This window comes from Pseudomonas sp. KB-10, assembly GCF_018221585.1.
Classification (GTDB): domain Bacteria; phylum Pseudomonadota; class Gammaproteobacteria; order Pseudomonadales; family Pseudomonadaceae; genus Aquipseudomonas; species Aquipseudomonas yangonensis.
This window is the reverse complement of sequence record NZ_QYYB01000004.1, coordinates 341348-361298: the sequence shown is the minus strand read 5'-3', so window position 1 is coordinate 361298 and position 19951 is coordinate 341348. Positions and strand designations below refer to the sequence as shown.

Annotated in this window: 21 protein-coding genes; 13 read left to right on the top strand and 8 right to left on the bottom strand. The window is 63.7% G+C overall.

Annotation, left to right across the window (positions count from 1 at the left end; translation table 11 throughout):
- Window positions 1-43 precede the first annotated feature (43 nt).
- The 4 genes from arcA to DXK50_RS13465 all read left to right on the top strand — a co-directional run bounded on the left by arcA (window position 44) and on the right by DXK50_RS13465 (window position 3864).
- Entirely contained in the window at window positions 44-1294 is a 1251-nt protein-coding gene (gene arcA, locus DXK50_RS13480; RefSeq protein WP_212630661.1) for an arginine deiminase, read from the top strand.
- 64 nt (window positions 1295-1358) lie between these two features.
- Window positions 1359-2369 carry an ornithine carbamoyltransferase gene (locus DXK50_RS13475; RefSeq protein ID WP_161867374.1) on the top strand — a complete coding sequence of 337 codons (1011 nt, stop codon included), beginning with the start codon at window positions 1359-1361 and terminating at the stop codon, window positions 2367-2369.
- A 156-nt stretch (window positions 2370-2525) separates the two neighbouring features.
- A complete protein-coding gene (gene arcC / locus DXK50_RS13470) occupies window positions 2526-3452 on the top strand; it encodes a carbamate kinase (protein WP_212630660.1) in 927 nt (308 codons plus the stop codon).
- A 46-nt stretch (window positions 3453-3498) separates the two neighbouring features.
- Window positions 3499-3864 (top strand): DUF5064 family protein, encoded by a 366-nt coding sequence (locus DXK50_RS13465; RefSeq protein ID WP_212630659.1) that lies wholly within the window; start codon window positions 3499-3501, stop codon window positions 3862-3864.
- A gap of 146 nt (window positions 3865-4010) precedes the next feature.
- Here the strand turns inward: DXK50_RS13465 and lpdA are convergent, their stop codons facing one another.
- Both lpdA and DXK50_RS13455 read right to left on the bottom strand, forming a co-directional pair.
- Window positions 4011-5411, bottom strand: a complete 1401-nt coding sequence (gene lpdA / locus DXK50_RS13460) for a dihydrolipoyl dehydrogenase (protein ID WP_212630658.1) — start codon at window positions 5409-5411, stop codon at window positions 4011-4013.
- A gap of 15 nt (window positions 5412-5426) precedes the next feature.
- Window positions 5427-6626, bottom strand: coding sequence for an MFS transporter (locus tag DXK50_RS13455; protein ID WP_212630657.1), 1200 nt, complete (start codon window positions 6624-6626; stop codon window positions 5427-5429).
- A gap of 95 nt (window positions 6627-6721) precedes the next feature.
- Between DXK50_RS13455 and DXK50_RS13450 the strand changes: the two genes are divergently transcribed.
- Entirely contained in the window at window positions 6722-7291 is a 570-nt protein-coding gene (locus tag DXK50_RS13450; RefSeq protein WP_212630656.1) for a PaaI family thioesterase, read from the top strand.
- A 29-nt stretch (window positions 7292-7320) separates the two neighbouring features.
- Window positions 7321-7887, top strand: coding sequence for a TetR/AcrR family transcriptional regulator (locus tag DXK50_RS13445; protein ID WP_212630655.1), 567 nt, complete (start codon window positions 7321-7323; stop codon window positions 7885-7887).
- A 46-nt stretch (window positions 7888-7933) separates the two neighbouring features.
- Here the strand turns inward: DXK50_RS13445 and DXK50_RS13440 are convergent, their stop codons facing one another.
- Window positions 7934-8728 carry an SDR family NAD(P)-dependent oxidoreductase gene (locus DXK50_RS13440; RefSeq protein ID WP_212630654.1) on the bottom strand — a complete coding sequence of 265 codons (795 nt, stop codon included), beginning with the start codon at window positions 8726-8728 and terminating at the stop codon, window positions 7934-7936.
- Window positions 8729-9082: 354 nt separating this feature from the next.
- Here DXK50_RS13440 and DXK50_RS13435 point away from each other — a divergent pair, with 354 nt between their 5' ends.
- The 3 genes from DXK50_RS13435 (at window position 9083) to DXK50_RS13425 (ending at window position 11383) form a co-directional block, all read left to right on the top strand.
- Complete coding sequence (locus tag DXK50_RS13435; protein ID WP_161867366.1) at window positions 9083-9889, top strand: outer membrane protein OmpK; 807 nt, start codon at window positions 9083-9085, stop codon at window positions 9887-9889.
- A gap of 120 nt (window positions 9890-10009) precedes the next feature.
- Window positions 10010-10855 carry an EamA family transporter gene (locus tag DXK50_RS13430; RefSeq protein ID WP_212630653.1) on the top strand — a complete coding sequence of 282 codons (846 nt, stop codon included), beginning with the start codon at window positions 10010-10012 and terminating at the stop codon, window positions 10853-10855.
- Between the two features lie 54 nt (window positions 10856-10909).
- The gene (locus tag DXK50_RS13425; RefSeq protein WP_161867364.1) at window positions 10910-11383 is read left to right on the top strand and encodes an LEA/WHy family protein; all 474 of its coding nucleotides are present in this window, start codon (window positions 10910-10912) and stop codon (window positions 11381-11383) included.
- Between the two features lie 23 nt (window positions 11384-11406).
- Here DXK50_RS13425 and DXK50_RS13420 read toward each other — a convergent pair whose 3' ends face one another.
- Window positions 11407-12216, bottom strand: coding sequence for a gamma-glutamyl-gamma-aminobutyrate hydrolase family protein (locus DXK50_RS13420; protein ID WP_212630652.1), 810 nt, complete (start codon window positions 12214-12216; stop codon window positions 11407-11409).
- Window positions 12217-12677: 461 nt separating this feature from the next.
- Between DXK50_RS13420 and DXK50_RS13415 the strand changes: the two genes are divergently transcribed.
- Window positions 12678-13019 (top strand): zinc ribbon domain-containing protein YjdM, encoded by a 342-nt coding sequence (locus DXK50_RS13415; RefSeq protein ID WP_161867362.1) that lies wholly within the window; start codon window positions 12678-12680, stop codon window positions 13017-13019.
- A gap of 35 nt (window positions 13020-13054) precedes the next feature.
- Here DXK50_RS13415 and DXK50_RS13410 read toward each other — a convergent pair whose 3' ends face one another.
- The 4 genes from DXK50_RS13410 to DXK50_RS13395 form a co-directional block, all read right to left on the bottom strand.
- Window positions 13055-13828 carry a hypothetical protein gene (locus DXK50_RS13410; protein WP_249186830.1) on the bottom strand — a complete coding sequence of 258 codons (774 nt, stop codon included), beginning with the start codon at window positions 13826-13828 and terminating at the stop codon, window positions 13055-13057.
- Between the two features lie 143 nt (window positions 13829-13971).
- Window positions 13972-15303 carry a spinster family MFS transporter gene (locus DXK50_RS13405; RefSeq protein WP_161867360.1) on the bottom strand — a complete coding sequence of 444 codons (1332 nt, stop codon included), beginning with the start codon at window positions 15301-15303 and terminating at the stop codon, window positions 13972-13974.
- A gap of 164 nt (window positions 15304-15467) precedes the next feature.
- Window positions 15468-16490: a ferrochelatase gene (hemH, locus tag DXK50_RS13400; RefSeq protein ID WP_212630651.1), complete on the bottom strand. Its 1023-nt coding sequence runs from the start codon at window positions 16488-16490 to the stop codon at window positions 15468-15470.
- Window positions 16491-16502: 12 nt separating this feature from the next.
- The gene (locus DXK50_RS13395) at window positions 16503-17405 is read right to left on the bottom strand and encodes a TIGR01777 family oxidoreductase (RefSeq protein WP_212630650.1); all 903 of its coding nucleotides are present in this window, start codon (window positions 17403-17405) and stop codon (window positions 16503-16505) included.
- Between the two features lie 203 nt (window positions 17406-17608).
- On the opposite strand from DXK50_RS13395, the gene DXK50_RS13390 reads away from it, so the two are divergent.
- From DXK50_RS13390 to DXK50_RS13380, 3 genes are all read left to right on the top strand, one after another.
- Window positions 17609-18595, top strand: a complete 987-nt coding sequence (locus DXK50_RS13390) for an NAD(P)/FAD-dependent oxidoreductase (protein WP_161867357.1) — start codon at window positions 17609-17611, stop codon at window positions 18593-18595.
- Entirely contained in the window at window positions 18592-18834 is a 243-nt protein-coding gene (locus DXK50_RS13385; RefSeq protein ID WP_212630649.1) for a TIGR02450 family Trp-rich protein, read from the top strand. The genes DXK50_RS13390 and DXK50_RS13385 overlap by 4 nt, the downstream gene beginning before the upstream one ends.
- Window positions 18835-18999: 165 nt before the next feature.
- Window positions 19000-19950 (top strand): YbgA family protein, encoded by a 951-nt coding sequence (locus tag DXK50_RS13380; RefSeq protein WP_212630648.1) that lies wholly within the window; start codon window positions 19000-19002, stop codon window positions 19948-19950.
- Window position 19951 lies beyond the last annotated feature (1 nt).

The following is a 19951-nucleotide window of genomic DNA, read 5'->3' as shown; positions in this document are numbered from 1 at the left end:
TGCCGGCCAGCCTTAAAACTCGCTCTACGAGAAGGAGTTCGACATGTCCAAGAAGCCCCTCGGCGTTCATTCCGAAGCCGGCAAACTGCACAAGGTGATGGTCTGCTCGCCGGGCCTCGCCCATCTGCGCCTGACCCCCGCCAATTGCGACGAACTGCTGTTCGACGACGTGATCTGGGTATCGCAGGCCAAGCGCGACCATTTCGACTTCATGACCAAGATGCGCGAACGCGGTATCGAGATCGTGGAAATGCACAACCTGCTGGAAGAAACCGTCAGCGATCCCCATGCGCTGAAGTGGATTCTCGACCGCAAGATCACTCCCAACAGCGTAGGCCTCGGCCTGCAGAACGAAGTGCGTTCTTTCATCGAAGGTCTGGAACCGCGGCGCATCGCCGAGTTCCTCATCGGCGGTGTATCCGGTGCCGATCTGGCCAGGCACAAGGATTCCGAAGCGGCGAAGATGTTCAACGCCTACCTGGGCGAAGCCAGCTTCATCTTCCCACCGCTGCCCAACACCCAGTTCACTCGCGACACCACCTGCTGGATCTATGGCGGCGTCACCCTCAACCCGATGTACTGGCCGGCACGCCGTCAGGAAACCCTGCTCACCAGCGCCATCTACACCTTCCACCCGGACTTCGCCAACGAACCCTTCGAGATCTGGTACGGCGATCCGGACAAGGACCATGGCTCGGCCACCCTTGAAGGCGGCGACGTGATGCCCATCGGCAACGGCACCGTGCTGATCGGCATGGGCGAGCGCACCTCGCACCAGGCCATTGGCCAGGTGGCACGCGCGCTGTTCGCCAAGGGCGCGGCAGACAAGGTGGTGGTCGCCGGCCTCGGCCGCTCGCGCGCGGCCATGCATCTGGACACCGTGTTCAGCTTCTGCGACCGCGATCTGGTGACCATCTTCCCGGAAGTGGCCAACAGCATCGTGCCCTTCATCCTGCGCCCGGACGAAAGCCGCCCCGGCGGCATCGACGTGCGCCGCGAGGACAAGCCCTTCGTCGACGTCGTCGCTGAGTGCCTCGGCCTCAAGCAACTGCGGGTGGTGGAAACCGGTGGCGACGCCTACGAGGCCGAGCGCGAGCAATGGGATGACGGCAACAACGTGGTCTGCCTGGAACCAGGCGTGGTCATTGGCTACGACCGCAACACCTACACCAATACCCTGCTGCGCAAGGCCGGCGTCGAGGTCATCACCATCAGCGCCAGCGAACTGGGCCGCGGTCGTGGCGGCGGCCACTGCATGACCTGCCCGATCATTCGCGACCCGATCGACTACTGATCCAGCCAACCCCGGCGGCCATCCGCTGCCGGGGCGTTTCAGCTGCCCACAAGGAGAGAGAACCATGGCGTTCAACATGCACAACCGTAACCTGCTCAGCCTGATGCACCACAGCACCCGCGAGCTGCGTTACCTGCTCGACCTGTCCCGCGATCTCAAGCGTGCCAAGTACACCGGCACCGAGCAACAGCACCTCAAGCGCAAGAACATCGCGCTGATTTTCGAGAAGACCTCCACCCGTACCCGCTGCGCTTTCGAAGTAGCGGCATACGATCAGGGTGCCAACGTCACCTACATCGACCCCAACTCGTCGCAGATCGGCCACAAGGAATCGATGAAGGATACCGCCCGTGTGCTCGGGCGCATGTACGACGCCATCGAGTACCGCGGCTTCAAGCAGGAAATCGTCGAAGAACTGGCCCAGTACGCCGGCGTGCCGGTCTTTAACGGCCTGACCGACGAATATCATCCGACGCAGATGCTCGCCGACGTACTGACCATGCGCGAGCACGCCGACAAGCCGCTGCACGACATTGCCTACGCCTACCTGGGTGATGCGCGCAACAACATGGGCAACTCGCTGCTGCTGATCGGCGCCAAGCTCGGCATGGACGTGCGCATCGCCGCGCCCAAGGCACTGTGGCCGAGCGACGAACACGTTGCTGCGTGCAAGAAATTCGCCGAGGAAAGCGGCGCACGCATCCTGCTCACCGAAGACCCGAAGGAAGCGGTCAAGGGCGTGGACTTCGTTCACACCGACGTCTGGGTTTCCATGGGTGAGCCGGTCGAGGCCTGGGGCGAGCGCATCCAGGAACTGCTGCCCTATCAGGTCAACGCCGAGATCATGAAGGCCGCCGGTAATCCGCGGGTGAAGTTCATGCACTGCCTGCCCGCCTTCCACAACAGCGAGACCAAGGTCGGCAAGCAGATCGCCGAACAATATCCGAACCTGAAGAACGGCATCGAAGTCACCGAAGACGTCTTCGAATCGCCCTGGAACATCGCCTTCGAGCAGGCGGAAAACCGCATGCACACGATCAAGGCGATTCTGGTTTCGACCCTGGCTGACATCTGACGCTGCGCACTTGTCTCCCCTCTCCCATTAATGGGAGAGGGGCCGGGGGAGAGGGTCTGGCCGGCAACGCAGCCCGTAGCCCGGATGAAATCCGGGAAAGGTCTGTTCCACTGCCCGGATTGCATCCGGGCTACGAACACGAACAAGGAGAACACCATGCGACTCGTCATCGCTCTGGGCGGCAACGCCCTGCTTCGCCGCGGCGAAGCCATGACTGCGGAAAACCAACGCGAAAACGTGCGTATCGCCTGCCGGCAGATCGCCAAGGTGGCGCCCGGCAACGAACTGGTGATCGCCCACGGCAACGGCCCACAGGTCGGCCTGCTGGCCCTGCAGGGCAACGCCTATGACGCGGCCAACCCCTACCCGCTGGACGTGCTCGGCGCCGAAACCGAAGGCATGATCGGCTACATGATCGAACAGGAGCTGGGCAACCTGCTGCCCTTCGAGGTGCCCTTCGCCACCATCCTCACCCAGGTCGAAGTGGACAGCGGCGATCCGGCCTTCAAGAAACCCACCAAGCCCATCGGTCCGGTCTACAGCAAGGAAGAGGCCGAACGTCTGGCCGCCGAGAAAGGCTGGAGCATCGCCCCGGACGGCGACAAGTTCCGCCGCGTGGTGGCCAGCCCCAGACCGCAGCGTATCTTCGAGATCCGCCCGATCAAATGGCTGCTGGAAAAGGGCAGCGTGGTGATCTGCGCGGGTGGCGGCGGTATTCCCACCATGTACGACGGCAAACAGTTGCGCGGCGTCGAGGCAGTGATCGACAAGGACCTGTGCTCGGCCCTGCTGGCCGAACAACTGAACGCCGATTTGCTGGTGATCGCCACCGATGTCGACGCCGCCTATATCGAGTGGGGCAAACCCGGACAGAGATCCATCGCTGCCGCCCACCCTGAGGAAATCGAAAAGCTCGGCTTCGCCGCCGGCTCGATGGGACCAAAGGTACAGGCTGCCTGCGAATTCGCCCGCAACACCGGCAAAACAGCCGTGATTGGCTCGCTGGAAAACATCGAGGCAATCGTTCAGGGCAGCTCCGGTACCCGCATCGGTCTGGATACCGAAGGCATCGATTACCGCTGATCCGTGACGAGGCCAAGGCCTTGTCGCGTCTCGCAGGAGCAAAGAAATGTTCACACCAGGCCATCTGCACCGCGATAACCTAGACCGCCCTGAAGGCCTGCGCCTGGCGCCGCCCTTCTCGGTGGACTTCTACTACGAAGTGCGCAACGACCCACAGCAGGGACCAATGCTGCATATGCGCATGGTCGGCGAAGTGGACGGTCGGCACTTCGAAGAAACCTTCGAGCTGCACCGCGACGTAGCCTTCAATTTTGCCAGCGTCGCCACCCGCATCGCCGCCCGCCATGGCCTGCCGCCCAACAGCAGCCCGGTCATGCGTGGCCATGACGAGTACGACAAGGTGTTCGCCGATATCCGCAACAAGCTGCACGTCCAACCGGGCGAACCGGTGAACCTCGATCACGTGCTCTGAAACAGCACGCCCATCAGGATAACGGGGCCTGGACTGCATCCGGACCACGCGTCTCCAGGTAGGGCGTGCCGCCCGCACCTATGCCATCAGTCATTCGGCTCAATGCCCGGCGCGCAAGGTCTGGGCTGGGCCGCCCCTTGCCGTTCTCACGCCTGCATCGTCCATCCATGTACGCCCATCGCCGCCTGGCGCCCGGCCTCGGAGCGGGTCGGGTGCGGGTGGCAGGTCAGCGCGATGTCCTCGGCCGAGGCGGAGAATTCCATGGCCACGCAGTACTCGCCGATCAGCTCGCCCACGCTCGGGCCGATCATGTGCACGCCGAGAATCTGGTCGGTGTTGGCGTCAGCGAGGATCTTCACGAAGCCTTCGGTCTCGTGGTTGATCTTCGCCCGGCTGTTGGCGGTAAAGGGAAACTTGCCGACCTTGTAGGCACGTCCCTCTGCCTTCAGCTCCTCCTCGCCCTTGCCGACGCTGGCCACCTCTGGGCGCGTATAGATCACGCCTGGAATCACCCCGTAGTTGACCTCCGCCTTATGCCCGGCGATGCGTTCGATACAGGCCACAGCCTCGTCTTCGGCCTTGTGGGCGAGCATCGGTCCGGAAGTGACGTCACCGATCACCCACACACCGGGTACACCGCTCTGGTGTTTTTCGTTGTCCAGCATGCCGCGCTTGTCGGTATTCAGGCCGACACTCTCCAGGCCGAGCCCCTTGGTATAGGGACGCCGACCAATGGCTACCAGCACGTAATCGGCGTCCAGGCTTTCACTCGCGCCACCAGCAGCAGGCTCCAGACTCAGGATCACGCCGGACTTGCTCGTCTTCGCACCGGTGACCTTGGTACCCAGCTTGAAGCTCATGCCCTGTTTGCCCAAGGTGCGCTGCAGGGTCTTGGCAGTCTCGCCATCCAGGCCGGGGCAGATGCGTTCGAGGTACTCCACCACCGTGACCTGGCTGCCCAGGCGGCGCCATACCGAGCCCAGCTCCAGGCCGATCACCCCGGCGCCGATCACCACCAGATGCTTGGGCACCTCGGGCAGCGACAGCGCACCGGTGGAGTCGAGAATGCGCGCATTGTCGATGCTCACGCCAGGCAAGGGTGTCGGCTCCGAGCCTGTGGCGATGACGATGTTCTTCGTCTCCAGCAGGCGCTCGCCACCCTCGTGCAGCTTGACCTGCACACGGCCAGGGCCCTCGATGCGTGCCCAGCCCTTGACCCATTCCACCTTGTTCTTGCGAAACAGGAATTCCACACCCTTGGTCAGCGCTTCGACGCTGCCTTCCTTCTGCTTCATCATCTGCGCCAGGTTGAGCGTAGGCGTGACTTCCACACCCAGCGCACTGAGCTCACCACCGGCCGCTGCCTCGTAGAGTTCGGAGGCATGCAGCAGCGCCTTGGACGGCATGCAACCGACGTTCAGGCAGGTACCGCCGAGGGTTTCGCGTCCTTCCACGCAGGCCACCTTCAGGCCCAGTTGGCCAGCCCGAATGGCGGCGTTGTAACCGCCGGGTCCGGCGCCGATGATGACCACGTCATAGCTGCTCATTGCTTTGTCCTCGAATCAGGGAAGTTTGCCGGCCACCGCAGCCGTAACGACCGGGCGGGTACGCAGAAGGTGGAAGAACAGAAACGCCAGCATGGCGAACAGCGCGTTCAGAGCAACCATAGGCCAGGCCGAGCCATCCTGCAGCGCGCCGAGCAGCAGGCCCGACAGAGTGGCGCCGGCCATCTGCGAGAACCCCATCAGCCCCGCCGCCAGTCCGGCACGCTGCGGATTGGGAATCACCGCGCCGGCCACGGCGGCGGGCAGCAGCATGCCACCGCCCAGCGTCACCAGTACCTGTGGTAACGACAGCCCCAGTAGCGACAGACCGGACAACTGATAAACCGCCAGGGTCAGCAACGCCCCGAGCAGCACCAGCGCCACGCCGATGCCGACTACCCGTTGCGGCCCCATGCGCTGCACGTTGCGCAGGGTGAACAGCGCACCGCCGAGCAAGCCGGAAACGATCACGGCAAAGGTCAGCCCGTACTGCGCGGCGCTCAGCCCCAGCAGCCCGATGTACGCCGACGACGAGCCGGCCACCACGACGAACATCGCGCCGTAGGTGCAGGCGATGGTCAGCGCCAGCGCGCGGCAGCTGGGCCAAACCTGCAGATAGTTGGCCAGCAGCCCCTTGAGGCGACCGGCACGCGGATCAGGTTGCAGATGCGTCTCGCGATAGCCGCCAAACACGGATAGCAGGGCCAGGCTGCCAAGCACCAGGGTGGCCAGCAGAGGCGCACGCCAGCCGCCGTACTGGGTCAGCAGTCCACCGACCACCGGCGACAGGACGATGGCGGCGAACATGCCCAGCACGGTCAGCGCCAGGGCCGGTCCTGCCCGCTCCTGCCATACGTCACGCACGATGGCACGCGCCAGCACCAGCGCCGCGCAGGCGCCCAGGCCCTGCAGCACGCGCATGCCGATCAGCACCTCGATATTCGGCGCCAGCAGCATGCCAAGAGTCGCCAGCAGATAGAGGCTCAGGCCTACGAGCAATACCGGCCGGCGCCCCAGGCGATCCGACAGCGGCCCGAGCCACAGCTGGCCTAGGCCGAAAGCACCGACGAACAACGACAACGCCAGCAGGCTGCTGCCCGGCTGGGCGTGCAGCCCGCGCTCAAGCTCGCCCAGTGCGGGGATCAGCAACTGCGTGGAGGTTTCCCCGAGCGCGGTGAGTAGCATCAGGATGATCAACAGGACGCGGGACGGCTGCATGGCAAAGCTCCGTTCGACAACGACTGGCGGTTATTTATATTTCAACCATAATATGAAACATTGAATGTCGTCCATCATATTTACCTGGAGCCCGCATGACCGACCTTTCACGAGATGCCCGTCTCGCCACCTGGATCGCCGAGGAAAAGGCCATTCGCAGCCAGCTCGCCGCGCCCGGCACCCTCAGCCTGGCCGAGGTGGCCGCCATGAGACCGATGGATTTCTTCGACGCCATCGGTCGCGGCGACCTGCCCTCCCCGCCGATCAACAGCGTCCTCGACTTCACTCCGGTGCAATGGGCCAGCGGCCTGTTCATATTCCAGGGCTCGCCGGATCAGCGTCATTACAACCCGCTGGGCAGCGTGCACGGCGGCTACATCGCTACCCTGCTCGACTCCTGCATGGGCTGCGCGGTGCATACCCTGCTCAAACCAGGTCAGGGTTACACCACCGCCGACCTGCGGGTGAGCTATATCCGTGCGCTGCGCAGCGAGGCCGGCCCGGTGCGCGCCGAAGGTCGGATCATCCATGTCGGGCGCTCCACGGCCCTGGCCGAGGGGCGCCTGTATGACGTCGACGAACGCCTCTATGCCGTGGCCTCTACCACCTGCCTGATTCTCGACATGAATGCCCCACGCCAGAACAGCGACACAGGTGTAAGATGACGAGCAGCATCTGAACGACGGGAAAGCCCATGCGCTATTCGGAAGACCACAAGGCCAGGACTCATCAACGCATCATCGAGGAAGCGGCCCTGCGTTTTCGCCGCGACGGTGTCGGCGCTACCGGCCTGCAGCCGCTGATGAAGGCATTGGGCCTGACCCACGGCGGCTTCTACGCCCATTTCAAATCCAAGGACGATCTGGTGGAAACCGCCCTGCAACATGCCGTGCAGGAACTGGCCAGCAGCACCGAGGCATTGGAGAAGGATGCCGAGGCACCGCTGCCGAGCTTTATCGCGAACTATTTATCCAGTGCGCACCGCGCCAATCCGGGCGCTGGCTGCCCACTGCCGACCATGTCTGCGGAGCTGGGCCAGCGTGGTGAGCCCAGCGCCACCACCGATGCGATGGTGCGTAACCGCCTGGCGCTGATCGAGAACAATCTGCCAGGCGATGATGCGAAAGATGAAAGTGTGCTGATGCTCTCGGCCATGGTCGGCGCCTTGCTGCTGTCGCGCAGCGTCAAGGACCCGGAACTGTCCGACCGCCTGCTGAAAACGACTCGACGCGTGCTGATCGAACAGGCGCAGAAGCAGTAACGCATGCCACTTGGCGCACCCTGCAGCCCGGGTGCGCCGCTTGGCATCACTTGTAGCGCGCAGCCGCCTGATTGCGCGACAGATTCGGCCCCAACGCTGCGCGCGCCTTGACGAAGGCGTCCCAATCGGCGGCGTCAGGCAGCGACGGAATGGTCACCAGCTCCTTCTGATCGAAGCCGGCGAGTGCCGCGTCCACCATCTCCCCCACTTCCATGATCATCGACGGCGGCAGCGCCGAGGCATCGGTGCCGCTGCGTTCCCAGATTTCGGTGCGGGTCACACCCGGCATCACCGCCTGCAGTTGCACCCCGCGCTCGCGCAGCTCGCCAGCCAGCGTTTGAGTCAGGCTCAGTACGTAAGCCTTGGTCGCGCTGTATACGGCGTTGAACATCTCGGGCGCCAGAGCCACCACCGAGCCAAGGTTGATGATGCCGCCACGTCCGGCCGCGGAGAAATTGGCTGCCGCCGCGGCGGCCAGGCGAGTCAAGGTCACTACATTGAGCTGAATCATCGCCTCGGCCTGATCCAGGTCGGCGGCCGCCAGCGTGCCGTTCATGGCAACCCCGGCATTGTTGACCAGCAGAGTGATAGTCGAATCCCCTCTCAGGCGCTGCTCTACCTTGAGCACGTCGTCCTTGTGGGTCAGATCGGCAGGCATTACCTCGACCGCAACGCCGTACTCGGCACCGAGGCGCTTGCCCAGGGTATCGAGGCGCTGGGCATCGCGTGCCACCAGCAGCAGATCGTGACCGCGCCGGGCCAGGCGCTCGGCATAGGTCGCGCCGATACCGGTTGAGGCGCCTGTGATCAAAGCGGTCCCGCGGGTGGCTTGGGTATTCATGGTGATTCTCCAGGGGTGTGATGAGTGAGAGGACATCCTCTCACTGATTAGATTACAACCATAATTCAATTATCATATTACAACCATAATCAAAATAAACAAGCACAGCGGGAAGCAGCAGCACTGCATCGGCCAGACGGTTGCGCACCAAGTTATGGCTGCACTTGTCCTCCCGGTCAGAAAGGGTGCAGAAAAACCAATCACAAACATCCGAAAGAGCTTCGCATCCAATTGAATTGCAACGGATATCAGCAATCACCAGAATTGGCGCCGTTTTTGCTCTGGCAGCACCAGCCTGACCAGGCGGACAGGTTTAACAACCATAACGACACGTCTTAATCACCAGGAGCTTCCATGAACCGCACCCTCTCTTCGCTGGTGCTCGCCAGCGGTCTGCTGGCCGGCGGCCAGGCCATCGCCGGCGATCTGTTGCATTGGCAGAACAACAGCCTGACCTACCTTTATGGGCAGGACTTCAAGATCGATCCGGAGATCCAGCAGACCGTTACCTTCGAGCACGCCAGCGGCTGGAGCTTCGGTGACCTGTTCTTCTTTACCGACCTGATCAAGTACAACACCGACGCACGCAACGGTAACGGCGACGGCCACACCTACTACGGTGAATTCAGCCCGCGCCTGTCGTTCGGCAAGATCAGCGGTGCCGACCTGTCCTTCGGCCCGATCAAGGACGTGCTGCTGGCCTTCACCTACGAGTTCGGCGAGAAGGACGTCGATGCCTATCTGCTCGGTCCGGCTTTCGACCTGGATATCCCCGGTTTCGACTACTTCCAGCTCAATACCTACTTGCGCAAGCCGGACGGCAGCCGCCCAGGCAAGAACGTCTGGCAGATCACCCCGGTGTGGAGCTACACCATTGCGGTCGGCGAGTCCGACATCCTCATCGACGGTTTCATGGACTGGGTGGTGGACAACGACAGCAACCGCCGTGGCGACTACCACGCCAACCTGCACTTCAATCCGCAGATCAAGTACGACCTGGGCAAGGCCATGAAGTGGGGCGAGAAACAGCTCTACGTTGGCATCGAGTACGACTACTGGAAGAACAAGTACGGCATCAAGGACGGCGGCTTCGTCAGCGACAACTTCGTTGGCCCGACCGACCAGAACACCGCGAGCCTGCTGGTCAAGGCGCACTTCTGATCGATGCCCAGCGGGTGAATGGCCAAGGTCGCAGTCACTTGCGACCTTCTGCCAATGCCCAGCACCCGCCTGGCATGGTTAGCTGCAAGGCATCACCAGACCTTCACCCAAGGATGGACGATGCCTGCGCGTATCCTGCTGCTCACCACCCTCGCCATGCTGGCCTTCGCCGGCAACTCGCTGCTGTGCCGCCTGGCACTGCGTGAAACCGAAATCGACGCTGCCAGCTTCACCGCCATTCGCCTGCTCTGCGGCGCGGTGACCCTTTGGCTGCTGCTGAAACTGCGACAAGGCACGCAGCCCATGGCCGGCAACTGGCCTGGCGCGCTGGCGCTGTTCACCTATGCGGCCGCCTTTTCCTTCGCCTACCTGCAACTGGATACCGGTGCCGGCGCCCTGCTGCTGTTCGGTGCGGTGCAGTTGAGCATGCTGTTCTGGGGCTTGCTGCGCGGCGAACGCCTGGGCCTCGCCGCCAGCCTCGGTACAGCACTGGCCACCGCAGGCCTGCTGGCGCTGCTGCTACCGGGCGCCAGCGCACCACCGCCGCAGGCCGCACTGCTGATGCTACTGGCCGGTATCGCCTGGGGTGCGTACTCCCTGCTTGGTCGCGGCCAGGGTGATCCGCTGGCAGTAACCGCCGGCAATTTCATGCGCTCCACACCGCTGGCGTTGCTGCTGACGGCGCTACTGTGGGGACAGCTCGACTGGGACGGGCCCGGCCTGTTCTACGCACTGCTGTCCGGCGCGCTGACCTCGGGCATCGGCTACGCCATCTGGTACAGCGCCCTGCCCGGCCTGCGCGCCAGCCAGGCGGCCACGGTGCAATTGAGCGTACCGATTCTCGCCGCACTCGGCGGCAGCCTGCTGCTCGGCGAAGCGCTGAGCCTGCGTCTGCTGCTCAGCGCCGTTGCCGTGCTCGGCGGGATCGCGCTGGTACTGGGCGGCCGGCAACGTGCCGGGAGCTAATGGCGCGCGCAGCGGTCTTCTATCCTGAACCCACAAAATCCAGGGAAGATCGCCATGCCCCGCCTGCTCCGTCTTTGCCTCGTCAGCCTGCTCGTGGCCGGCCTCAGCGCCTGTGCCAGCCTGGGCAATCGTGATCCGTTGCGGGTCGATCTGGTCGGTCTGGAACCCTTGCCCGGTCAGGGCCTGGAGGTGCGCTTCGCGGTCAAGCTGCGGGTGCAGAACCCCAACGACAGCGCGGTAAGCTTCAACGGCATGGCGCTGGATCTGGACGTCAACGGCCAGCCGCTGGCCAGTGGCGTCAGCGACCAGAGCGGCAGCGTGCCGCGCTTCGGTGAAACGGTTGTAAGCGTACCGGTGAGCATTTCCGCGTTTTCGGTGATGCGCCAAGCCTGGGGCGTGGCCGGCTACCAACCGGGCCAGGAGGTGCCTTACAGGCTGCGCGGCAAACTGGCAGACGGCCTGTTCGGCACCCGCCGCTTCAGCGACAGCGGCACCCTGAACTGGCCACAGCCGCCAAGCCCTTACTGATAAGGGCCGACGGCTGAGCGGGGTCAGGCAGCCTGACGGCTGTTGCGCGAGGCCACACGGCGGTGACAGGCGTCACCGAATGCCTGGAAGATCTTCACCGAATCAGGGTTCAGCGCCGCCTGCCACTCCGGGTGCCACTGCACCGCGAACAGGAAAGGCGACAGGCTCGGCGCGTGAACCGCCTCGATCAGCCCATCCTCGGCGGTGGCCAGAACCTCCAGGCCCTTGCCCAGGTTGCGAATGGCCTGCCCGTGCAGGGAGTTGACCTCAATCTCGTCCTTGCCCAGCAACTCGGCGAACCAGCTGCCCGCTACCGGGCGCACGCTGTGGCTGGGTGCGTACTGCACCTCGACCGGGTCATCGGGATTTTCGCGATGATCGTTGAAGCCGGGCTCGGCGTAGACCTTCTGATAGATGTCGCCGCCCAGCGCCACGTTGATTTCCTGCATGCCCCGACAGATGCCGAAGATCGGCAGGCCACGGGCGATGGCGCCTCGAATCAGCGGCAGGTCGAACAGGTCGCGGTCACGATCCTGGCCCTTGTTCGGCGTTTCGTTCTCCTGCCCATAGAGCGCTGGATCGATGTTGCTGCCGGCCCCGGTCAGGTACACGCCATCGGCCATGTCCAGATACTGCTCGAGGTCCGCGGTGCCACAGCAGGTGGGCACCAGCACCGGCACGCAACCGGAGAACTCGACCAGAGGCTGGATGTATTTGTGCGTCATTACTTGATAGTCGTGGCCCTTGCGCTCTTGAGCGCCCATGGACATCAACACGACGGGTTTGCGGGGATTGTTCTTGCAGGAATCGTTGCGGATCTTGTTGTCGGACATACGTCACCTTGGGACAGGCCGGGCCTGTCGTTGCTGTGCAGACCTGTGTCCGGCAGAAGGTTCTGCCGCCACCATGGCCTGTTTGGCTAACTCCGTGCACCCGCGCTCTTCCTGAGCCAGAGTGTCGCCTTCCGACGGCGGCTCGAACCGGGTCAACTCCATCCAGAGAGGGGGCTGCAGCGAGGCTGCCCGTCACCCGGTTCGGCAACGGAATCTGCAGCCAGTCTGCCCGAGCCGTAAAATATGTCAAACAAATCCATTCAGATTATTTGGACAACGCTTTTCCCGCCCACCCTTACAATGCCCTACACAAGGCGCCTGAAGAGCTTTCCTGACGGATCGGGCGCAGGCCAAAGTCCAATATTTAAAACACCACCTGTTAAGGAATCCTTGTCCTAGAGCGGCGCCAGCCAACAAAACCCTATATAATCTGCGGTTTCTCATCAGCCCGAGGACGCCCCTTGACCGCTCTGCCGCCCTGCCCCAAATGCAACTCCGAATACACCTACGAAGACGGCGACCAGCTGGTCTGCCCTGAATGCGCCCATGAGTGGAAAGCCGGCGAAAATGCCGATGCCAGCGACGATGCGCGCGTGATCAAGGACTCGGTCGGTAACCTGTTGCAGGACGGCGATACCATCACCGTGATCAAGGACCTCAAGGTCAAGGGCTCGTCACTGGTGGTCAAGGTCGGTACCAAGGTGAAGAACATTCGCCTGGTCGATGGCGATCACGACATCGACTGCAAGATCGATGGCATCGGCGCCATGAAGCTCAAGTCGGAGTTCGTGCGCAAGGTCTGACGCTCCGCCGCCGCCCGCAATGGGCGGCGTCCCGCTCACTGCACCGGCAGGAAGTTCAGCAGGAACAGGCTCTGCGCATAGTTGGCGCCCATGCGCCGGTAGCGCTCTTCCAGCACGTGCGTGAGTAGATCGAGGCGCGCCACCATCTTGCCGAACTCCACCGCATAGCTGAGGTTGGCGCCCTGCTCGGTGAATTCGTTGGACAACAGCAGCGGCTGGCCCGTGGCGCCACGCCGCTGCGACAGCATCCAGCCGGCTTTCTCCAGGTTACGCGCGGCGTTGTGGATGAATTGCGCATCGAAGCTGTCGGTCAGGTAGAACTCGGTGCGACCGCCGTGCGCAGTGACTAGCATGCTGCCGATGGCATAGGTGAAAGCTGCCACGCGATCGCCCTGAAACGCCGGGCTTAGCGAGTAATCCAGCGCCGCGACATCGCGCCGACCACCCAGCGTCGGCCAATCCTGATTGTGTTCGATGGCGTACTGGATGGCGCGCTCGGCCGCCGCGGCGTCGGGCAGCGAGTTCTTGCGCCACTCGCGAGGGTTGCGCTGATACAGCTTGTTCATCAGCCGGTACAGGCTGTTGAGGTTGTTGCGCATGGCCAGGGTCGCCATGCGGTCGACATCGGTTTGCAGCACTTCGGCAGGCTTGAGCGGGCTGCGCGTGTGGACGATCGAGTCATTATCCAACCGGCCGGTGCAGCCACTCAGCAACAAGAGCGCAGCCAGCCCCGGCAGCAATAACCGTCGAAAATTTACCGAGTCGTTGAATGCCCTGCCCTGGCTGGCAGATGCTGGCCTAGCTCCCATACGGAAGTTCCCTGGCTGGCACGCGCCGGAGTGACGCGCGCAACACTCAGGACCTCAGTAAAGCGCAAAAATTCCATGCTGGCCGTGCGCTGGCGCATGAACCGTGCCGAACAACGCTCGGCACCGCAGAAAAACGCGCAGGCTCAGGCCGGGCTGGCAGCCCATTGCTCCAGTCGCGTCACGCTCTCACGATAAGGCTTGAGACTCTTGGCCAGCAGGATGACCGACGTCAGCACCGCCAGGGTGGTGACGATCAGCAGCGAATAGCGCAGCGCCGCGTCATCGGCGAAGACGAAGTCGGTAACCAGCGCCACGGCGGTCGGCCCTACTCCCAGGCCGAACAGAGTGATGACGAACAGATAGATGGCCGACGCCTGGCCGCGCATCGAGTTCGGCATGATTTCCTGAATCGCCGCAGGTGCCACACCGAACGGCATGCTCAGGCAGAACACCGTCGGCGCCAGCAGCAGGCTGGCCCAGAACGCGGTGTCCATCAGTGGGAACAGCGCTACCAGCGGCAACGCGCCGAGCGCGGCGTACAGACCGACGCGCATGTTGGCGTCGCTGCGCCCGCGTTTCGCCATCCAGTCAGCCAGCCGGCCGCCGAAGACGATACCCAGACAGCCGAACACCGCGACGATGCTGCCATAGACGATACCCACCTGGCCGGCGTCCCAGCCGTAGGTGCGAATGTAAAAGGTCGGTACCCAGGCCGCGCTGCCGTAACCGGCGAAGGCCAGGCCGGCGAAGCCGAAGTTGTGCAACAGCACGGTACGCCGGTTGGCGCGGATATAGCGACCCACTTCGCTGAGCGGCACCGCCACGCCGGCCCCGGCGCCACGCCGGGCGGGCTCCTTGACCGCCAGCATGAGCAGGGTGAACAGCACGCCGGCCACACCGAGAATCAGGAAGATCAGCTGCCAGGGACGCACCTCTCCCAGCACCGGTAGCGTCACGTCGCCCTGCGCCGAGGCGAACTGAATGACCAGACCGCCCACCAGAAAGGCCAGGCCCGAGCCCAGATAAACGCCCATCGAATAAACGCTGATCGCCGTGGCCCGGCGCTCGGCGGGAAAGCTGTCAGCAATCAGCGAATAGGCTGCAGGCGAAAGCGCCGCCTCGCCCACACCGACACCGATGCGGCAGAGCAGGAACTGCCAGTACATCTTGGCCATGCCGCAGGCGGCGGTAGCAGCGCTCCAGAACAGGATGCCCACGGCGATCAAGCCCCGCCGGCTGCGAGTATCGGCCACACGCCCGAGAGGAATCCCGCATATCGTGTAGAACAGCGCAAACGAGAGGCCCATCAGCAGACTCATCTGCGTGTCGTTGATCGCAAGATCGCGGCGGATGGGCTCGACCAGCAGGTTGAGAATCTGCCGATCGACGAAGGACAGCACGTAGGCCACCATCAGGATGGCGACAGTGACCCAGGCTCGGGCACTGGAGGGATAGCCGTTATTGTTGTTATGCACGGACGCTCTCCTCGGCACCGCTGACGCGGTGCGCGGCGGTTGAAAGTAGCGTCAGCTTAGGACGATATAAACGGCGGTGAGTATCGCTCGAAGGTGTTATCAGGCCGGCGAATGCTTCATACCCGCCGCAGCGAATGCTTCACCGCGGCGAGCAGAGGCATGCATCAGAGGGCTTGCGGCGCCCGCTCGCAAAGTACCTTGAGTGCCGCCACCCAATCCGGGTGATCGTTCAGGCAGGGCACCAGCTGCAGGCTCTCGCCACCGGCCTCGACGAATTGCTCGCGGCCGCGGTCGCCGATCTCCTCGAGAGTCTCGATGCAGTCGGCGACGAAGGCCGGGCACATCACCAGCAGCTTCTTCACCCCCTGCGCTGCCAGTTCATCGAGACGCGTCTCGGTGTAGGGCTCGATCCACTTGGCACGACCCAGGCGCGACTGAAAGCTCACCGACCATTGTTCCGGACGCAGGCCCATGCGCTCAGCGAACAGCTCGGCGCTGCGCAGGCATTGCGCGCGGTAACAGTTGGCGAGCACCTCGGGCGAAGCGCTGCGGCAGCAGTCGTCGCCCTTCAGGCAATGACCACTGGGATCGAGCTTGTGCAGGTGGCGCTCGGGCAGGCCGTGAAAGCTCAGCAGGAGGTGGTCGAAGCCCTGCTGCAGATAGGGTTTGGCACTGGCCACCAGGGCATCGAGGTACTCCGGCTGGTCGGAGAACGGCGGCAGAATGGAGAAACGCAAATCCAGGCCACGCTGGCGCACCACACGCTTGGCCTCCTCGATCACCGTGGTGGTGGTGCTGTCGGCGAACTGCGGGTAGAGCGGTGCCAGGGTCACCTGGCGAATGCCCTGGTCAGCAAGGCGTTGCAGGGTCGCCTCGATGGACGGCTCGCCGTAACGCATCGCCAGTTCCACCGGTCCATGCGACCAGTGCGCCTTCATCGCTTCCTGCAGGCGCCGACTGAGCACCACCAGCGGCGAGCCCTCGTCCCACCAGATCGATGCATAAGCATGCGCCGACGCCGCCGGGCGCTTGATCAGGATCAGCGACACCAGCAGGCGACGCAGCGGCCAGGGCAGATCGATCACGTAGGGATCCATCAGGAACTGATTGAGGTAACGGCGGACATCGGCTACTTCGGTGGACGCGGGCGAACCCAGGTTAACCAGCAACAATGCGTGATCGGTCATGCGAAATCCTAGTCAGGGGTGGCCCAGCAGATCGGCCAGAGCCACATCCAGATGGGTAAAACGAAAACTGAAGCCCGCCTCCAGCAGGCGCGTCGGCACGGCACGCTGACCGCCCAGCAGCAGCTCGGACATTTCACCGAGTGCAGCGCGCAGGACGAAAGCCGGCGCAGGGAAAATGGTCGGGCGGCTCAGCGCCTGACCCAGCGCTTTGCTGAACTCTGCATTGCGCACCGGTGTCGGCGCGCAGGCATTATAAGGACCGCGGGCATCGTCTTGCTGCAAGAGAAAATCGATCAGGCCGATTTGATCGGCGATATGAATCCACGGCATCCATTGCCGACCATCCCCGAGGCGCCCGCCCAGGCCGAGCTTGAATGGCAGCAGCAGGCGTTTGAGCATGCCACCTTCGGCGCTCAGCACCAGACCGGTACGGATCAGCACCACACGGATACCCAGCTCCTCGGCGCGCAGTGCAGTTTCTTCCCAGGCTCCACAGAGCTGCGCGGCAAAGTCGTCGGTGACCTGCGGCGTTTCCTCGTGCAGCTCGCGCTCGCCGCCGTTGCCGTACCAGCCCACCGCCGAGCCAGACAACAGCACCGCCGGACGCTGGGTACGGCCCTGCCACCAGGTCAGCAACTGCTCGGTCAAACCGATACGGCTGGACCACAGCAACGCCTTGCGCTTGCTGCTCCAGGGACGGTCGGCGATGGGCGCTCCGGCCAGATTGACCACCGCATCCAGCGGTTCCTCGGCCAGCTCCTCGAGCCGCCCGATGCCCCTGACCCCAGGCCCGCACAGGCCGGCCACCTTGCCAGGTTCACGACTCCAGACCGTCAGGCGATGGCCGTGCTCGACCCAGTGCGCACAAAGCGCACGCCCGATCAGGCCGGTACCGCCGGTCAGTAGGATATGCATGGCATCGTCCTCGCATGGCAATTGATGAGACTTCACCTTTAGTCTGGTTCATGACGCGCACACGTGCCTTTATCGAATGCCGCGTTTGTCCTAAACCTAAAGCAAGGAGCGCGACTTCCAGCGACATCTATACATGAAAGCACTCTTGTATAGCTTTTGTCCAAACCTTAGCCTGTATAGCATTCAGCGCTGACGAGGTAACCATGAACGCACCCATCGCCATCATTGGCACCGGCATCGCGGGACTCTCCGCCGCACAGGCTCTGCATGCCGCCGGGCAAGGCATCGAGCTGTTCGACAAGAGCCGCGGCAGCGGCGGACGCATGGCGAGCAAACGCAGCGACGCCGGCAGCCTGGATCTGGGCGCGCAATACTTCACCGCCCGCGATCGGCGCTTCGTCGAAGTGGTACAGCAATGGCAGGCACGCGGCTGGGTCGCCGAGTGGCAGCCAAGCCTGTACAACGCTCAGGACGCGCAGCTCAGCGCCTCGCCGGATGAGCAGGTACGCTGGGTCGGCAGCCCCCGCATGAGCGCCATCACCCGCGCCATGCTCGGCGCCCTTCCGGTCAGGTTCAGTTGCCGCATCACCGAAGTTTTCCGCGGTGATCGCTACTGGAGTCTGCTGGACGCCGACGGCAACAGCCACGGCCCTTACAGTCACGTCATCGTCGCCACACCCGCCCCGCAAGCCAGCGCCCTGCTGGCGGCCGCCCCCAAGCTGGCCGGCGCCGCAGCGAGCGTGATCATGGAACCGACCTGGGCAGTGGCACTGGGTTTCGACAGCCCGCTGGATACCCGCGTGGAAGGGTGCTTCGTACAGGACAGCCCACTCGACTGGCTGGCCCGCAACCGCAGCAAACCAGGGCGCGACAACCGCCTCGATACTTGGGTACTGCACGCCAGCAGCGCCTGGAGCCGACAGCATCTGGATTTGGCCAAGGAAGCCGTGATCGAACAGTTGCACGGGGCCTTTGCCGAGTTGATCGGTTGCGCTGTGCCGCCCCCTAGCTTCACCCTCGCCCACCGCTGGCTCTACGCACGGCCGGCGCAAGCGCATCAGTGGGGGGCGCTGGCCGATGCCGACCTGGGACTGTATGCCTGCGGCGACTGGTGCCTGTCCGGCCGCGTCGAAGGCGCCTGGCTCAGCGGCCAGGATGCGGCGCGTCGCCTGCTCGAGCACCTGCAATGACCCCGTTCAACGACAAGCCTGGCAAGCGTCGCCTCAACCGGCGCAAGCTCCTGCTTTCGAAGTGGACGGCAGCACAGCCGCAGAACCGCGAGCGCCATTTTCTGGTAACCGAGCTGATCCGCGACGAAGCGGACACCATTCTCGGCGTCGAGCTTCAGGCCGTCCTCACCCAGCGCAGTCAGCAGCTCGACTGGCGCCAACTGCAAGACACCGAGCACTGGCTGCAAGGCTGGCGCTGACCTGCCCCGCTCCTCCATGGCGCCAGGTTCAACTGGCGCCACCCGCCGCCACACACGAAGCAATACGAAAGCTATACAAATTATTTGACTTGTATAACTGCGCACCTATGATAGACACAAGTTGTACATGGATCAGTCCATGTACAAGGATCATGAGGTCAGGTTATGCAAGCGAGCAAAGCCAAATTGGGGATCAGCGCCTGTCTGCTGGGTGCCGAAGTGCGTTACAACGGCGGCCACAAGCTGTCACGCCTGTGCAGCCGCAGCCTGACCGAGTACTTCGACTTCGTCCCGGTGTGCCCTGAGGTCGGCATCGGCATGCCGATCCCGCGCGAGCCGATCCGCCTGGTGGGTGACCCGCAGGCGCCGCGCGCCGTTGGCACGGTGGACCGCTCGCGCGACGTGACCGACGCGCTGGCCGCCTACGGCGAGCGCATGGCGCAGGAACTGCAAGGCATCAGCGGCTACATCTTCATGCAGCAATCGCCCTCCTGCGGCCTGGAACGGGTCAAGGTCTATCAGGAGGGCGGACGCCCGAGCGAGCCGGGCCGTGGCATCTTCGCCGCCGCCTTCTGCGCGCGGCATCCGGATTTGCCGGTGGAGGAAGACGGCCGCCTCAACGATCCGGTGCTGCGCGAAAACTTCATCACCCGTGTCTACGCCCACGCCGAATGGCAGCGCCTGCTGCAGCGGGGCCTGACTCGCCGCGCGCTGATCGCCTTCCACTCGCGTTACAAGTACCTGCTGATGGCCACCGATCCGCTGCGCTACAAGTCACTGGGGCGCATGCTTGGCGAACTGAGCCAGCACGATCTTGGCGAACTGGCACCGCGCTATTTCAGCGAGCTGATGAGCGCATTGAAGAAATGCGCCACGCGCCGTACCCACAGCAATGTGCTGCAGCACCTGAGCGGCTACCTCAAGCGCGCCCTCAGCGCCGACGAAAAGCAGGAAATGCAGCAGCTGATCGGCCAGTACCGCGAGGGCATCGTGCCGCTGGTGGTACCGCTGACATTGCTCAAGCACCACTTCCGCCGCCACCCGGATCGCTACATCGCCGAGCAGGCCTATCTGCAGCCGCACCCCGAACCTCTTGCCCTGCGCAACGCACTGTGAC

What these genes read in the sequence shown, in the direction of transcription:
- arcA (WP_212630661.1), top strand. Translation starts at nt 44, where the DNA reads ATGTCCAAGAAGCCCCTCGGCGTTCATTCCGAAGCCGGCAAACTGCAC.
- DXK50_RS13475 (WP_161867374.1), top strand. Translation starts at nt 1,359, where the DNA reads ATGGCGTTCAACATGCACAACCGTAACCTGCTCAGCCTGATGCACCAC.
- arcC (WP_212630660.1), top strand. Translation starts at nt 2,526, where the DNA reads ATGCGACTCGTCATCGCTCTGGGCGGCAACGCCCTGCTTCGCCGCGGC.
- DXK50_RS13465 (WP_212630659.1), top strand. Translation starts at nt 3,499, where the DNA reads ATGTTCACACCAGGCCATCTGCACCGCGATAACCTAGACCGCCCTGAA.
- lpdA (WP_212630658.1), bottom strand. Translation starts at nt 5,411, where the DNA reads ATGAGCAGCTATGACGTGGTCATCATCGGCGCCGGACCCGGCGGTTAC.
- DXK50_RS13455 (WP_212630657.1), bottom strand. Translation starts at nt 6,626, where the DNA reads ATGCAGCCGTCCCGCGTCCTGTTGATCATCCTGATGCTACTCACCGCG.
- DXK50_RS13450 (WP_212630656.1), top strand. Translation starts at nt 6,722, where the DNA reads ATGACCGACCTTTCACGAGATGCCCGTCTCGCCACCTGGATCGCCGAG.
- DXK50_RS13445 (WP_212630655.1), top strand. Translation starts at nt 7,321, where the DNA reads ATGCGCTATTCGGAAGACCACAAGGCCAGGACTCATCAACGCATCATC.
- DXK50_RS13440 (WP_212630654.1), bottom strand. Translation starts at nt 8,728, where the DNA reads ATGAATACCCAAGCCACCCGCGGGACCGCTTTGATCACAGGCGCCTCA.
- DXK50_RS13435 (WP_161867366.1), top strand. Translation starts at nt 9,083, where the DNA reads ATGAACCGCACCCTCTCTTCGCTGGTGCTCGCCAGCGGTCTGCTGGCC.
- DXK50_RS13430 (WP_212630653.1), top strand. Translation starts at nt 10,010, where the DNA reads ATGCCTGCGCGTATCCTGCTGCTCACCACCCTCGCCATGCTGGCCTTC.
- DXK50_RS13425 (WP_161867364.1), top strand. Translation starts at nt 10,910, where the DNA reads ATGCCCCGCCTGCTCCGTCTTTGCCTCGTCAGCCTGCTCGTGGCCGGC.
- DXK50_RS13420 (WP_212630652.1), bottom strand. Translation starts at nt 12,216, where the DNA reads ATGTCCGACAACAAGATCCGCAACGATTCCTGCAAGAACAATCCCCGC.
- DXK50_RS13410 (WP_249186830.1), bottom strand. Translation starts at nt 13,828, where the DNA reads ATGGGAGCTAGGCCAGCATCTGCCAGCCAGGGCAGGGCATTCAACGAC.
- hemH (WP_212630651.1), bottom strand. Translation starts at nt 16,490, where the DNA reads ATGACCGATCACGCATTGTTGCTGGTTAACCTGGGTTCGCCCGCGTCC.
- DXK50_RS13395 (WP_212630650.1), bottom strand. Translation starts at nt 17,405, where the DNA reads ATGCATATCCTACTGACCGGCGGTACCGGCCTGATCGGGCGTGCGCTT.
- DXK50_RS13390 (WP_161867357.1), top strand. Translation starts at nt 17,609, where the DNA reads ATGAACGCACCCATCGCCATCATTGGCACCGGCATCGCGGGACTCTCC.
- DXK50_RS13385 (WP_212630649.1), top strand. Translation starts at nt 18,592, where the DNA reads ATGACCCCGTTCAACGACAAGCCTGGCAAGCGTCGCCTCAACCGGCGC.
- DXK50_RS13380 (WP_212630648.1), top strand. Translation starts at nt 19,000, where the DNA reads ATGCAAGCGAGCAAAGCCAAATTGGGGATCAGCGCCTGTCTGCTGGGT.